Raw genomic sequence first — 14,729 nt, 5'->3', positions numbered from 1 at the left:
ATTTAGAGCTTAATTTAGAGCTTAATTTAGAGCTTAATGATGAGGTGGTTGAATTATGTATATTCTAGGAAATATTAGGAATGAAGGTTGGAATGTCTCGAATCTGAATTCTGAGAAGTGCCAGGTATTAATATGTCGGAGTTACGAATCATTTTTTGATATGTGCGACAATGATTTGGTTTTCGCTAAAGGAGTGCACTGTACATTTAGAGTTGACCATAACGAGATGATGTCTATAAGGAAAATGTACGAATCAAAAAATCCAACAAATACAGGGGAGCTAACATTCTCATTGTTTATTTAATTGAAATAGAAAAGGTACTGATAGTGAAAAGTTATATTAATCATATCTATGGCAGTCCTCTCGTCTTAACAATGACATTGGCATGCTTACCATTTAAGTCTCAATCTGAGGAACTTTTTATATCCACAGGTATAGGAACTATGTTTATTAGTGATTCCTCCCATGATGTTAGCAATAAAGCTAACTATAGTTTTGCTTTAGGAGTAGAAGAAAAACATGTAAGGGGGTATCTGGTTTATAACTATATCGACTCAATTTCGGAAACTTCAACTAGAAACGGGTTAAAACTCCAACAATATGGTTCTGCATTTGACTTTATAAATCCAGTTGGGAAGTTATTACCATATCTAACAGTTGGTGTCCTTGTTAATGATTATAGCGTAATTAGTAATAATCAGTCGTTTGATGGCAAGCATATATCACCATACTTAGGTGTAGGCTTAGGGTATAAATATGAAAATGTAGAATTAGGGATCCAATACAAGTACCAAAACAGCGTTTTAGATGACTCTTTTGGTGACTTCTCTGCACATTTTGCAAACTTTTATTTTAAGCTGTAAGGAAATTTAATGCGTATATTTAGTGTGTTACTAGTATCTATATTATTAACTGGTTGTGGCAAGGATGGATTCTTCTCAAAATCTACTGTTGACTCAAAGGAGCAGGAGCAGGAACAATCTTTGGAGGTCGTATTAAACCAAAAAATGCCTCTAGAAGGTTATGAAATCGGACGGGTTATCGATGTCGATTTATCTACTATTAGTTCATATTCACTCGACTCTAGAAATCTAAGGTTAGTGAGCTCAGATACTTCAGTCGCTGAAGTTTATGACAATAGCCTAATCGTAACTCTTTCCCCTGGAACCACGGACTTGGCTCTCATTGACTCAAATGGGACCAAAATTGCAACACAGGAAGTTAAGGTTTCTGATGTACAGCTATTCGGAATTGTTCACTCTGGTTACGTATGGGAAGCCTCAGAAACTAAGGAACTTAAAGATTTAATCTATTTGCTTTTCGATAACGGACAACGATATACGGTACCGTCGATCCCACCTAACATGAACATATCTTATGATTCAAATATTGTAAGAACAGGTGATAGACTACAAGTAAAAAGTAGTGGAAAAGCTTCATTCACTGTGAACTTTCTTGGTTTAACCAATACGTTATCTACCAATGTTATTGATAGAAATGATATTAACAAGATTACAGTGTCTGTCGAAAAAACTAGTCTGGTCAAAGGTGATATAGTTGAGCCAGTTGTTTACGCACACATCAACTCAAACAAAGTCGCATTAGATGTAGGCTCCTCATCGGTTACATTACGATTTGGGAATAGTTCCTATATTGAAAGAAGTCGTATAGAGGCAGCGTCAAGTGGTTTGCTAAGCCTTCATGCAGAGGCTTATGGACTCGTTAGTCCATCGATAACGGTTCAAGTCACCGAACCAAAAGCATATGACAACTTAGTAACCTCAATACTAAACCCTGAAGTTGATGAGTTTGGTAATGCCTTTTTGATTATGAACAAACCTTATCAATTACGGGCTTTCTTAACCTCTATTGAAGCAAGTTCTGCTAGGCTTGAACTTGAAACTTCTGATCTAGAGTCGACCACAACGTTCTTTCATGATGATCAGTATATTACTTTCCTTTCCGATGGTGCGTCTTCACTTAAGATCAATAAATTCGGTTTTGCTTCAGAGTTACCTTTAGATGTCAGAGACGTTGAATATGAAGAAAATATTGACTTGAATTTCAAATCTAAAAGTAAATTAGGCACATTAACTGAAGGTGTTTTGGTTCCGTACTCAGATTTCCAATTCTACGTAAATGGCCAGCCCCAAAATATTGGGACGCAATATCAAATCATTGTAGAAGAGCATAGTGTTTATGATGATATAGTAATTAATAGTGATGGGCTACTGTTTAACGTTCCTGGTACTTATACATTACGAGTTATTTCTAAAAGCGGTGCAACTTCTAATCCGATTAACCTTAATGTTAGGGGAGAATCGGAAGTGAAGTTAAATTCTATTAGAGCACAGGTACAAGGTGGAACTCCTTTAGTCGAAGGACAAAAATACACTGTAGTTGTTAAAGGAATCTTCGAATCAAGCAACGGTATACAGACTACTGATATTACACCGTTGGCTGATATAACCTCTGATATTCTTGAGGTGAACAACAATCAAATTGTAGCGTCTAAAACGGGCGTAGGTAGCCTGTCTGTCTTTTATAAGGGAAAATCTTATAATATTGATGTTGAAGTCAATTCTCGTGATAATATTAAAGTCATAAATGCAAAACCTCTTCTCTCTCGATCATATGTTGGCTCTGAAGTTCGTGTAAACACGTTCGCTACAACCACAAATGGGAAAGTTGTTAACTTCAAAATTGCCCCTTACTCAATAGTGGATATTGATAAAAATGAAGAAATAATTAGTAAAGCAATTACAACTCAGTATGGCTCAGGCTTCATTTTACAACAAGCAGGCCGCTATAGAGTGACGTACAAAGTTAATAATATTCAGTCTCAGCCTTTCGACGTGGAAGTAATAACCGCTGAACATGTAGAAGACCTTTACCTATTGGCACCTAATTATCGCTCATCCTTAATTCTTGTTGGTAATTCAATAGACGCTCGTAGCTCAACACTAAATGGTGATGGCAGTGTTCAAAATGTAACTAACTCAGTGAGTACAAGCTCACTTAATGATAGCGCATCAGTGAAAGGTCGCTTCGTGATTGCAGAGAAAGAAGGTGATATTGGTGTCAAGCTAACATTACCTGGGGATAAAGTTGGCTCATCAAGATATCTAAAATCTATAGGAAATGATGTCAACAAAGTGTTTGTGTCAAATAAGAATATCTTTACCCCACCCGAATCCGGTGGAGTAGTCTTTGATCTTTACTTAGGTGTTCCGGTTAGGAATAGTCTTGCTGTTTGGTACACTACAAGAGAAGGGTATATCAGTGACTATTTAAGCTTTGAACGCGACAACGTTGCCTTAAAAGTATCTGATTCATCATTGGTTAGCTTCGATAATTTCTTGTTGTACCCTGAAAAGGTTGGAACTACACAAGTTACAGCAATCGTTAGAGGAATAGAGGCATCAAACGTTGCCACGGTAAACGTTATCGATGGAGTTACAATTGATAGTATCACTCTCACTAAGAACATTTTCTATAGTGACGAAAGCATCAACCTAAGAGTCAATGCGACTTTGAGTAATGGGAGTACAGTTCCACTCGATCCTAGTCGAATTGTTATCGAAACTAGCTCCAACCCAAATTTAACCGTATCACCAAATGGCGCGGTAACTCTAATGAGCGATAATGCAGAAGGGGTATATGATATTACTGTTAATATTGGTACTAGTACTTTTAATGAGTCTTTTGAGATCAAGTCAAGTCCTATTGTCTCAAGTGAAATTCTACATGACGAGTTTGTTTTCAATTACTCTAACTTAAGGCTTAAGCTTATACGTGAAGATGGCTCTAACCGTATCCAAGGTAATAATTTTAATGCGTATGTAGACTCAAATACCTCTTTAGTTAACTTATCTCATGGTAACTATTGGGGAGAGAGCGGTGATATTTCTCTCGAGTATCTAGGTGTTAGGTCCCCTAAGATCAATAAAGCGCTCAAACCTATTACTCAGATAGAGATTAAAAATACGAATTTAAAGGGACGCACACAGATTTTTGTTAATGGGTTTACTCCTGAAGGTGAAGTAATCAATATCACACCGTATTGTTTCATAACATCAGATAGTGACTCTATAATTATTGCTTCCGGTGGTTCAGGAAGAGTTTTAAAGCAAGAGGCTGGTATCGCAATTCGAGCCATTTGTGACCAATTTGACGTAACTAAAATCATTCCCGCAACTCCTTAACGTTCATTTACAACGGTTGACCTCAAAGCCTTATATTCCGGTATAATGCCGATCGTTTAAGAAGACTTGAACGATCCTGCAGTTAGCAGATAATCCCCATCAACAACGTTGATGGGGATTTTTTTATGCTTGAACAAGAATTAGCAATGGCGCACGAGACTATTGAGGATACGGATAATTACGAATCTGTCGTCAACGCCATTCAACTAGAATGGATAGAACAAGCCCTTCTTGAAACAAATAAAGCGAGCATAAGACGACGTCGACTTCCCGCTCAGCAAGCTGTCTGGCTAGTTATTTGGATGGGGTTGCAACGCAACATGTCTATCAAAGAGGTATGCAGTTCATTAGACATTGCCCTTCAACCAAAACCTGAGGATAGTTGGTCTCGTGTTGCGCCTAGTGTCCTCACCGATTCACGTCGACGTCTAGACGAGAGTCCATTAGCGGCTCTTTTTCACACAACAGTCAAGGCTTGGCGCGAAGATATCATTCAACAAGACAGAGACTTAGGGCTTAACGTTCTTGCTGTGGATGGAACAACATTTAGGTGCCAAGATTCACCAGAGAACGCCGAAGAATTTGGGTTCATCTCTAAAAAACTGAAACCTTATCCTCAACTTCGTTTAGTTGCTTTGATGTCAACGGAAACTCGAATGATTATGGGGGCAGCTTTTGATGGTTGTCATGTCGGTGAAACGACCTTAGCTAAACGTTTATTCAATGATATCCCAGCGCACTCGTTGACTTTATTTGATCGTTGTTATTTCTCCGCAGACCTTTTGTTGTCATGGCAAGAGAGTGCGGAAAATGCTCATTGGTTAATGCCTGCAAAACGTAAACTACGCTATGAAGTATTGGAGAAATATGCAGAAAATGACATGCTTATCTCAATGCCCATCTCTCCTCAGGCCCAGCGGCAGAATCCTAATTTACCCGAGCGTTGGGAAGCTAGATTAGTCCTATATCAAGAACCAAAAGGTGAGATAAAAGGTTTTATTACTTCACTTACAGACCCTAGCAAATACTCACTAGAAAGCCTGCTGCGTATTTATTGGCAACGTTGGGAGATAGAAGAAGGTTATGGTGAAATTAAACAGACTCAACTGCAAAGTCACGTCACTTTACGAAGTCGTTTTTCTGTCGGTGTGAGGCAAGAGCTTTGGGGTGTCTTACTTGCTTATAACCTAGTGCGATTAGAGATGGTTAAGATAGTGCGTATTTCGGTGATTGCGATCGCTCGTTTCGGTTTATTCCGATCACTTGATCCTGCCGTTTTTCTCTCTTCCTATTTTTACTCTAAGTGATCGGATTGCGCCAGTTTTCTCATCGACTCACCTCCTAGTTCTATTCGATGACTATTGTGTACCAGCCGATCCATTAGAGCGTCTGCGACAGTGGCGTTATCGATCATGTTGTACCACTCCTTTACAGGTAACTGACTGATGACGATCGTGCTGCTGTTTTGGTAACGATCTTCAAGCACTTCTAATAAGTGACCTGCATGCTCTTGGGTTAGCTTTTCCATCCCCCAGTCGTCGAGGATTAGTAGAGCTTTCTTAGCCAACGATTGAAGTTGCTTTTGATAGCTACCGTCCAGACGAACTGCGGTCAGGTCATCAAGCAGGCGAGTTAATCGGTAGTATCTGACCGTGTGTTGTTGGTCGCAGGTACTGGTTGCCAGTGCGCAGCCAAGATACGTTTTGCCAGCACCTGTTGGGCCTGTGATCAAGATATTCTGGTGCTTATGTAGATAACTGCCCGTTAGAAGTTCGCTCATCTGTTTACGATTGAGATTTCGTCCCTCCTTGTAGATGAGTTGGCTCGGCTGAGCATCCACTCTCAGTTTGGCTTGCCGTTTTAAGCGTTGGATTTTTGTCTGATTGCGATTCAAGATTTCACTTTCCAGAAGTAGGCTTAGCCTTTCCTCGAAGTCCAGCTCTGCGTAGGTGCTCAGTTGTTCTTGTTGCTGCTCTAACGCTTTCACTGCATGGCTCAAGCGGAGGGTTTTGAGTTGGTCGTTCAGTGCGTTCATTTGTATTTCTCCTAGTGATAACAGTTCGGGCCACGGACATTGCTATGAACAAGGTTCGGCGTGCTCGTGTTGTCTTTGCTCAGTTGTCCTTCACGATTGTTCTTCAGCAGATTGTTGATGAAGGTGTAGTTCGGTTTTGTCAGCATCAGCGCATCTTTACAGGCTTGCTCTAAGCGCGACTCGCCATGCGCTTTACTCAGATTGAGCAGCCCAAGGCAGGAGCGATACGACTGCTCTGGATGAGGCTTGGAGTAGAGCATCTTATTGATGACTTCTCGTGTGGCTGGGCCGATATTGGCTCCCCAGTTGAGCAGGCGTCCAGGCGACCACTTCTGATGTTGATGATTACTCGGCATGTGCTCTGGTTGGGTGCTGTTTCCGCGCTCTCTTTGGCTGCGTGGATGCTGGGCTACCAAGTTACCTTGATGGTAGATCTGCACCAGACGGTTGGAGGCTTCCAGTTCGACATGGTGACCAACAAGTTGATGTGGCACCGAGTAGTAGTGGCGGCGATATTCTATGTGATAATCAGGCCCAACCTTGGCTCGCTTGGTTTCGGTATAGAGGTATCGCTGCTTAGGTAGCGGCTTTAACGCTGGCTTATCGAGTTTGTCGAACAGCGCTTTGCGGCTCGCACCATACTGTTTCATCTCACGTTCGTTTAAGTCATTCATAAGCTCACGGATGGCAAGGTTCAGCTCTTTGAAGGTATGGAAGGTTTGATGTCGTAGTCGCATCATGATCCAGCGTTCCACTAGGAGCACGGCATTCTCTGCCTTGGCTTTGTCTTTCGGTTTGTAAGGGCGAGCTGGCATCACTGCGGTTTGATAGTGATTCGCCAGTTTTTGATAACTGTCGTTAAGTCTCGGCTCATAACGATTGGCTTTGGTGACCGCGCTACGTAGATTATCGGGAACCAAGAGCTGTGGTACACCACCGAAGTGCTCGAACGCATTGGCATGCGCCTCTAACCAGTAAGACTGACCTTGACTCGGGAAGGCTTCAACATAGGTGTAATTGGACGCACCTAAGGTCGCCACGAACACTTCTGCTTCGCGCACTTCACCTGTATCAGGGTTGACCACTTGAAGCCGAGGCCCACAGTAATCGATAAACAGCTTGTCACCTGCCACATGGAGCTGGCGCATGCTGCGCTTTTGAGTTTTGAACCAACGAGTGAAGTGCTCGCAGAACTGAGTGTAAGCGTAAGCTTGTTCTTGATATTGCTCATGGTATTCCTGCCACAACAACATCTTTGTCATGCCTTTACGTCTGAGTTCGACTGCGTATTGAGTGAAGTCTGGCATGACTTTATCGCGACTGGCTTTCTTGCCGTGATACAGCGCTTGCGTGAGATCAGCATCGCTGCAACTTTCGGGTAGAGGCCAGCCAAGTTGGCTTTGTTTAAAGCGAGTAAGGAGTTCCGATATGGTGGACGGGCCGAGTTTCAGGCAAGAAGCGATACCACGATTGGAGAGACCGCAGTCGTACTTAAGGCGTAATACCTCTTTGATTTTGTTCATTGGAGTTCTCTTTTTGGCCATTGTCGCTTCCTTACGTTCTTGTTTAAGAAGTAAAGAATAGCGAGCTATTGATTTAAAAGAGAAAAAGGAAGGATTTCGGGCATTCCGATCGCGGTTTTCGCTATTCCGATCACCGATTTCGGAGTTAGGCTAAAAGTGATCGGATAATCGCGGAATCAGTGATCGGTTTAAACCGAAATGGGTGATCGGATAATCCCGAAATGACTGATCGGAATGCTCCGAAATATGCAGATAGCTTCAGAAGCAGGGGTTCGAGCGACTAGGGTCAGTTTTACGGCCGCGATTAACCTTATTGATGCGCAGTTACGTTGGCTAGCTTTATGTCCAGACGGAACTCTACCAGTAAAACTTAAAAGAATGAGGGAAAGTATCAGTCACTTCATTCTCCCAGATAAAAGAAAGGACCGAACGTTTCCACGTTCAATCCTCTTTGTTCCAGCTAAATATCCGTTTAGATTCAAACAGTAATGCTTATCCGAACGGCATTGTATCTTCCGGTAGGGCTTTATTTAGTTACTTACTTAATAAGTTGAAAGCTTGTCTAAAGTATTCATACTAGACAATCTAAATTCTCGGCTCAACGATTCCCATAACTCCTTCTATCTCGCCAAGATAACCTTTATGTTCAGGAAATCTCTCAATTATGTACAGATTGCCCCCGTCTCTAACTACGTAGTAAAACAACAGTTCCAAATCTTCTACGATAAAGTTATATTCATCTAGAGGTGTTACCTCCTTATTTACACTAAGTTTCTGACGACTATTTACAAAAAATATAACCTGATTTCCTATCAGAAACTGATGAGCCTGAACAGCCCATGCTGAGTCACTTGATTGACTCCGATGTATCGCTTTCACTTTTCCCCCACGACATATAAGCTCAGTTCTAACATTTTCGTGGAGTAAATTTAATTCGTATGAACAGTAATAGGAGTTCATACCACCATAGACAATAAATACAAAAAACGTCGTCGTAATCAACGTTAAGATCGAAAATATTGCCTTATTGAACTTCCATATTGGCGAACTCAATAGCTTCCCCTCCTTCAGTTAGACATAGAATTGAAGTATTGATAAAAGAGCACTCAACTTTTACCCAGTTGCTATAAACTTCTGTCAGCACAATCAAGCTTACGATAGTTATAGCTAATCCAGAAATTGAAATTAATACTGGTTTTTTCATTGAGTTTCTACTGGTGTTGAGGGGAGGTTTAGATTTCTCGTCGGCTTGTCCGCTTCCTGTAAGTATATAACCCTTTCTAGAAATGTTGACGATAGACATAGATGAATTATTCAACACTTTCCTCAAGTTTGAGATAGCAACAGGAAGCGAGTTTTCTCCCACTCTATCAGGGTTGCCCCATCCGGACTCAATTAGATCCTCCTTCGAACAAACATCACTAACTTGCTCTAGCCTAGACAGTATTAAGTACTCTGACTGTGATAAAGTAAAATCTTCACTAGTCTCGCTTATATGTACTTTAAATAGAGATTTATCAAATATTAAGCGTTGTTCCATCAATGTATCTTCCATAATGTTAATTCATTTTGAGTGTAGTTTAAGACACAGCTCTTCTCAAAGATCTACATCACAGTAGTTAGTCTTGATAAGTGTTGTTTTCAAATCTGTTATTTGTAAAAATGATCTTGACTATCTATCTATAGGTAGATAGAGTTCTCTGCATGAAAAAAAATATCAAACAAAATAAGCGAGATGAAATTCTCGTAGTTGCGATGAAGCTAGCCTCATCAAAGGGCTTCAATGCTTTTAGTCATAGAGAATTAGCCGATCTGATTGGTATTAAGTCATCAAGTATCCACTATTACTTTCCTACAAAGGAAAAGTTAGGGTTGGCTATGATGGAGCAATACCATAATGAAGTATTCGAATATTTAGCAACTCTTCAGCATAAGTCTCCAAAAGAACAGATTGAAGCTTTCACTGGTCTGTTTGTCGAGACAGCTAAGAGTGAAGATGATATTTGCTTAGCAGGTATGCTAGCAAGTGACATGATGACTTTTGGTGATCAGCTTAAAGGTAAAATCAAAGCTTTCTTTAATAATGTAGAGGAGTGGATATCACAGCTTGCAAGAGAACTAGGGTTGAGTGACGAGCAGAGTGTTATCTTTGGTCAAACTTATATGGCGACTCTTGAAGGTGCGTTGATTTCAACACGTATTTTCGGTGATGTTGAGCGTATTAAACAGGCGCAAAATTTATTACTCTCAACACTTAAGTAATTATATAAAAGGCGAACGTTCGCCTTTTTTAACAGTAGTCCAACCTACCTACTGATAGGTAGTTTTTTTTAAAGGGGTAAATATGAAAGTTTCAATTTTTGGTAAAGGTAATGTAGGCACAAAACTTGCTAATCTATTCGTAGAGGCTGGATATGATGTTGCAGTATGTGCACGTGAGGCTTCTGAAGGCGTACTGAGTTTCGAAGATGGCGCTAAAATAGCAGATATGATTGTCGTCGCTATCCCGTACGTTGCAGCTGAAAGCGTTCTATCTTCACTCAAGCAGGAGCTGAAATGTAAGGTAGTTATTGATGCTACTAACCCACTAAATGATGATTGGTCTCCATTGCTGTTAGGGCAAGAAACTTCAGCAGGCGAAGAGATCGCAAAATTAATACCAAACTCATTAGTAGTTAAAGCATTTAATACTATTTTTGCTGATGTAATGAGTAAAGAGTGTCATGATCGAGCTGGTCAAAAAATAACAGCATTCATTGCTGGAGATGATGAAAAGGCAACAAATAAAGTACTTGAAGTCGCTGAGCGCATAGGATTTTCACCACTGAATGTCGGCCCTCTTTCTATGTCTCGCTACTTAGAAGCAATGGCACACCTGAATATTAACATTGCAGTTGGTCAAGGTGGTGGTACTAGTGCTGCATTCCTTTACCACCAAACTAAATAAACCAACTCATATGTTTCTTGGAGAGTGAGGTCCGCTTTCCAAGGGCATTTTTTCTTTTAATGTTGCAGGGCACCGAGTTGTCGGTCCCTTATATTATCCAAGGAGCGTATCACAGGCTTGCTCCCCGCGATCATTGTCTCTGGACTAATAGTAAGTGTGGAAGAATAAGTTACTGAGCGATATGCCGAAGAATTGTCACACTACGGTTTCATTACTTTATCCATTGATCATCGACACTATGGAGAAAGTGGCGGAGAGCCTCGCCAATTTGAGTACTATAAACGTAAAATTGATGCCTTAAATGCAACGATTGATTACTTAAGTCATTAGATATTGTCGATGCTGAGCGCATTCATGCTTTAGGGAGTGGCTATCTTGCACACACTTAAAAAGCGTGAAGATGTGCGTTCATTTAGTGCGATTGCTGGATATTGCAGAGGTGTTGAAGCGATGATGACAGATCCGCAAGCGCGAGTCGCTCATCAAGATACTCTTTCTAATCTGGTAGAAATTATTTAGAACAACCACTCTAAATGACTTTTGTCCAAAAGTTTGTTACACACATGTCGATTATGTCTGCTAGAGGATTAATTGGAGTGTGGTAATTTTACTACGTTGAATTTTAGTCGTTGTTCAAATTTGCAGACTTTCGATGCAATGTTATACGAACTTATGCTGCAAATATCATCTTAAGTAATTGATTATCGGTTTGAGCTATGCAGACTTATGTTGCAAGCATCACCCTTATGAAGCCTGCAATATATGTTCGCATAAATTGCAGGCTTTCTTCATTTCTGCATCATAAGTCTTCATATTTGCACCATAAGTCTTCATAGTCTATTTTTTGTTGTAGGTTTACAACAAAAGTGATTTGCTATGTTCGATCAAACCAAGAAATCATCTCACGTACACAACATCTGTAAGTTCATGAGCTTGAAGAATGATGCTGTTGTCCGCACTCTCTCTATTTTGGAGTTCGATTTCTGCTTTCACCTCGAATATAACGCAAACGTTAAAAGTTTTACCTCTCAACCTTTTGGCTTCCACTATCAATTCAATAATCGTAAGTGCCGATATACCCCAGACTTTTTAGTAACAAATCACAACGAGCAGTCAACCCTCTTCGAAGTAAAACACTCTAGTCAGCTTCTCAAACCTGATTTCAGGAATAGATTTGAAGAGAAACAAAGAGTGGCGTTGAATGAGTTCAACAGACGCTTAGTTTTGGTTACTGAGAAACAAATTAGAATGGGACCGACGTTAGATAACTTTAAGTTACTACACCGTTATTCCGGATTGCGAACCGTGACTGAGTTTCAAAAACTAGTATTGGCGTTTATTCAACGAAAACAAATGGTGCAGCTACAAGAGGTGTCTTTGTATTTCGGTTTATCGGAGCAAGACACACTTATCTCTACTCTTCCTTGGATCTCTTCGGGGCAAATCAAAACAGACCTCAACAATATTGGCTTTGGCCTCGAAACCTACGTTTGGTGTTAACTATGCCATCGGACTCTAACAGCATATTTGGGTTCTTTGATGAATTTGAAGCTTCAGAGGGAGAGTCTCAGCAGCTTCCAATAGAGCTAATTCATGAACCTATTGAAATCACCTCAACTATTGATTCTCAATCACCGAAGGTACAGCAAGAAGTTATCCGTCGTATCAAAATCATCGCGTTCGTAGAGAAGCGTTTAAAAGGCGGATGGACCGAGAAAAATTTGAACCCTCTCTTAACTCTTGTGGAATCGGAATTACAACTCATTCCCCCGAGTTGGCGAACTTTAGCAACTTGGAAAAAATCTTACTTTGAAGCGGGGAAAGACCCATGTGCGCTTATTCCTAAGCATACGTTTAAAGGCAATCGACAAAAAGAGTTCGATTCTCAATCTTTAGTTGATGAAGCAATTAACAGCGTATACCTGACTCGTGAACGCTTAAGTGCTGCTGAAGCATATCGATACTATAAGAGTCGAGTGATTCAATTAAATCGTGGGATTGTTGAGGGGAAAATAAAACCAATTGCCGAACGTTCTTTTTACAATCGAATACACGACTTACCTCCTTATGAGGTAGCGAGTGCAAGGTTTGGTAAAAGATACGCAGACCGAGAATTTCGCTCGGTTGGTCAGCAAGTAGTTTCGACCAAACCAATGGAGTATGTCGAAATTGACCATACCCCAGTTCCAGTTATTCTGATTGATGATGAGTTAGATATTCCTTTGGGGCGACCCTACCTGACGATGCTTTATGATCGCTTCAGTAAATGTATCGTTGGGTGCAGTATCAACTTTAGAGAGCCTAGTTTTGACTCTGTCAGAAAGGCGCTATTGAACTCGCTACTAGATAAGAGTTGGGTAAAGCAAAGGTATCCATCCATTGATAATGAATGGCCTTGTCACGGCAAAATTGACTGTTTAGTTGTCGATAATGGTGCTGAATTTTGGAGTCAAAGCTTAGAAGATTCGTTACGGCCTCTAGTGTCTGACATCCAATACAGTCAAGCAGCTAAACCTTGGCGAAAGTCAGGGATCGAAAAGCTGTTTGATCAGATGAATAAAGGGTTAGTGAATTCACTACCTGGAAAAACATTTACCAACCCTACTCAACTACAAGATTACAACCCAAAGAAGGATGCGGTGGTTAGAGTTTCTGTATTTCTTGAATTACTTCATAAATGGATTGTCGATTATTACCACATGGCACCAGATTCAAGAGAACGTGATATTCCATACCACAAGTGGAACCAATCGGAATGGACTCCCTCCTACTACGTTGGTACTGAGAAGGAGCAGTTGAGAGTTGAGCTAGGTTTGCTTAGACACCGAACTATTGGAGTGGCAGGGATTAGACTACATAACTTACGTTATCAGTCCTCCGAACTTATTGAATACCGTAAATATTGGGCATCTAACAATGGTAAAAAGCTTTTTGTTAGGACCAAAACAGACCCCTCTGATATCAGCTACATTCATGTTTACCTAGAATCGGAAAAGAGGTACATAAAAGTTCCAGCGGTAGACAACTCTGGATATACAAAAGGACTGTCCCTTTTTGAACATGAGCGCATACAAAAAGTACGCAGGATTAACACTAAGCAGCTTGCTGATGATGAGGCGCTTGCGGATACATTTCTGTATATGAAAAAACGTATTCAGGAAGAAACCGATAGGTTCCGCAGTGCCAAAAGTAATAAGGGTAGCTTGCCTAAAACGGGTAACACTTCGAAATTAGCAAAATTTAATGATGTGGGCTCAGAGGGGCCAAGCTCAATCAGTACGGCTCCGGCAAAAAAAGAAGCTGCGGTCGTGTTCGATGTTTCAGAACAAGTAGCTGATGATGATTTTGAAGATATTGAGGGGTATTGATTTGAACTTAACATCTAGACAGTTTGAGCAACTAAAACTCTTTGAAACCAGCTTTATCGAGTATCCAGCTATAACTGAAATCTACTCCATTTTCGATCAGCTTCGTTTTAATCACTCCCTTGGCGGTGAACCGGAGTCTTTCTTGTTAACTGGTGAGGCCGGAAGTGGAAAGACGGCTTTGATTAACAACTATTTATCACGCTTTCCGCCGAGTTCAACTTGGAGTAAACAACCTGTTCTTAGCACCAGAGTTCCAAGCCGCATAAATGAACAGAACACGCTTACGCAGTTTTTAGTCGATTTAGATGGAAAGTCAGGTGGAAGAGGTACCCGACGACGTAATGAAATTGCTCTTGGTGAGGCTGTCGTAAAGCAACTTAAACGTAAATCTGTTGAGCTGATTATCGTCAATGAAATTCAAGAGCTTGTGGAGTTTTCTACAGCAGAAGAAAGGCAGGCTATTGCTAATACGTTCAAATACATAAGTGAAGAAGCAAAAGTCTCGTTTGTGTTGGTTGGTATGCCTTATGCTGATGTGATAGCGACAGAGCCGCAATGGAACTCACGATTAAGTTGGAGACGAAAGATTAACTATTTCAAGCTGTTGAAAGCTAACAGCCATTCGAGTGTAACGGCATCTTATAGTTTTG

11 protein-coding genes and 2 pseudogenes are annotated in these 14,729 nt (G+C 40.7%); 10 read left to right on the top strand and 3 right to left on the bottom strand.

Annotated elements, in window-relative coordinates; translation table 11 throughout:
• Nucleotides 1–327 precede the first annotated feature (327 nt).
• The 3 genes and pseudogenes from AB4307_RS19005 to AB4307_RS18995 form a co-directional block, all read left to right on the top strand.
• On the top strand, nucleotides 328–864 hold the full coding sequence (locus AB4307_RS19005) for a putative outer membrane beta-barrel protein (protein ID WP_372132994.1): 537 nt from the start codon (nucleotides 328–330) through the stop codon (nucleotides 862–864).
• 9 nt (nucleotides 865–873) lie between these two features.
• Nucleotides 874–4,206 (top strand): hypothetical protein, encoded by a 3,333-nt coding sequence (locus AB4307_RS19000; protein WP_372132992.1) that lies wholly within the window; start codon nucleotides 874–876, stop codon nucleotides 4,204–4,206.
• A gap of 125 nt (nucleotides 4,207–4,331) precedes the next feature.
• Nucleotides 4,332–5,420, top strand: a pseudogene (locus tag AB4307_RS18995) (IS4 family transposase); the annotation flags it as partial.
• Between the two features lie 80 nt (nucleotides 5,421–5,500).
• Here the strand turns inward: AB4307_RS18995 and istB are convergent.
• Nucleotides 5,501–6,241, bottom strand: a complete 741-nt coding sequence (istB, locus tag AB4307_RS18990) for an IS21-like element ISVch3 family helper ATPase IstB (RefSeq protein WP_372132990.1) — start codon at nucleotides 6,239–6,241, stop codon at nucleotides 5,501–5,503.
• Nucleotides 6,242–6,252: 11 nt separating this feature from the next.
• Complete coding sequence (gene istA / locus AB4307_RS18985; RefSeq protein ID WP_372132987.1) at nucleotides 6,253–7,785, bottom strand: IS21 family transposase; 1,533 nt, start codon at nucleotides 7,783–7,785, stop codon at nucleotides 6,253–6,255.
• A 216-nt stretch (nucleotides 7,786–8,001) separates the two neighbouring features.
• On the opposite strand from istA, the pseudogene AB4307_RS18980 reads away from it, so the two are divergent.
• A pseudogene (locus AB4307_RS18980) lies at nucleotides 8,002–8,253 on the top strand (IS4 family transposase); the annotation flags it as partial.
• A 535-nt stretch (nucleotides 8,254–8,788) separates the two neighbouring features.
• Here AB4307_RS18980 and AB4307_RS18975 read toward each other — a convergent pair.
• Nucleotides 8,789–9,319 carry a winged helix-turn-helix domain-containing protein gene (locus AB4307_RS18975; protein WP_372132985.1) on the bottom strand — a complete coding sequence of 177 codons (531 nt, stop codon included), beginning with the start codon at nucleotides 9,317–9,319 and terminating at the stop codon, nucleotides 8,789–8,791.
• A 149-nt stretch (nucleotides 9,320–9,468) separates the two neighbouring features.
• On the opposite strand from AB4307_RS18975, the gene AB4307_RS18970 reads away from it, so the two are divergent.
• The 6 genes from AB4307_RS18970 to AB4307_RS18945 form a co-directional block, all read left to right on the top strand.
• Entirely contained in the window at nucleotides 9,469–10,026 is a 558-nt protein-coding gene (locus AB4307_RS18970) for a TetR/AcrR family transcriptional regulator (RefSeq protein WP_017070870.1), read from the top strand.
• Nucleotides 10,027–10,108: 82 nt separating this feature from the next.
• On the top strand, nucleotides 10,109–10,711 hold the full coding sequence (locus AB4307_RS18965; protein WP_372132982.1) for an NADPH-dependent F420 reductase: 603 nt from the start codon (nucleotides 10,109–10,111) through the stop codon (nucleotides 10,709–10,711).
• 375 nt (nucleotides 10,712–11,086) lie between these two features.
• Complete coding sequence (locus AB4307_RS18960; protein WP_017070872.1) at nucleotides 11,087–11,230, top strand: hypothetical protein; 144 nt, start codon at nucleotides 11,087–11,089, stop codon at nucleotides 11,228–11,230.
• A gap of 357 nt (nucleotides 11,231–11,587) precedes the next feature.
• Nucleotides 11,588–12,211, top strand: coding sequence for a TnsA endonuclease N-terminal domain-containing protein (locus tag AB4307_RS18955; protein ID WP_372132979.1), 624 nt, complete (start codon nucleotides 11,588–11,590; stop codon nucleotides 12,209–12,211).
• A 2-nt stretch (nucleotides 12,212–12,213) separates the two neighbouring features.
• Nucleotides 12,214–14,079 carry a TnsB C-terminal domain-containing protein gene (locus AB4307_RS18950; RefSeq protein WP_017067306.1) on the top strand — a complete coding sequence of 622 codons (1,866 nt, stop codon included), beginning with the start codon at nucleotides 12,214–12,216 and terminating at the stop codon, nucleotides 14,077–14,079.
• Nucleotides 14,048–14,729, top strand: a 682-nt coding sequence (locus tag AB4307_RS18945; RefSeq protein ID WP_372132977.1) for a TniB family NTP-binding protein, incomplete at its 3' end; no start/stop codon positions are given. The genes AB4307_RS18950 and AB4307_RS18945, both read left to right, overlap by 32 nt.

The sequence above is a fragment of the Vibrio sp. 10N.261.52.C2 genome (assembly GCF_041471425.1).
In the GTDB taxonomy this organism is placed as follows: Bacteria; Pseudomonadota; Gammaproteobacteria; order Enterobacterales; family Vibrionaceae; genus Vibrio; species Vibrio crassostreae_C.
Note: the sequence above shows the minus strand (reverse complement) of the source record. Positions and strands in the feature narration are given on the sequence as shown.

Excerpts from the sequence above, each read along its gene's own strand:
- AB4307_RS19000 (WP_372132992.1), top strand. The coding sequence starts at position 874 with ATGCGTATATTTAGTGTGTTACTAGTATCTATATTATTAACTGGTTGT.
- istB (WP_372132990.1), bottom strand. The coding sequence starts at position 6,241 with ATGAACGCACTGAACGACCAACTCAAAACCCTCCGCTTGAGCCATGCA.
- istA (WP_372132987.1), bottom strand. The coding sequence starts at position 7,785 with ATGGCCAAAAAGAGAACTCCAATGAACAAAATCAAAGAGGTATTACGC.
- AB4307_RS18975 (WP_372132985.1), bottom strand. The coding sequence starts at position 9,319 with ATGGAAGATACATTGATGGAACAACGCTTAATATTTGATAAATCTCTA.
- AB4307_RS18970 (WP_017070870.1), top strand. The coding sequence starts at position 9,469 with ATGAAAAAAAATATCAAACAAAATAAGCGAGATGAAATTCTCGTAGTT.
- AB4307_RS18965 (WP_372132982.1), top strand. The coding sequence starts at position 10,109 with ATGAAAGTTTCAATTTTTGGTAAAGGTAATGTAGGCACAAAACTTGCT.
- AB4307_RS18955 (WP_372132979.1), top strand. The coding sequence starts at position 11,588 with ATGTTCGATCAAACCAAGAAATCATCTCACGTACACAACATCTGTAAG.
- AB4307_RS18950 (WP_017067306.1), top strand. The coding sequence starts at position 12,214 with ATGCCATCGGACTCTAACAGCATATTTGGGTTCTTTGATGAATTTGAA.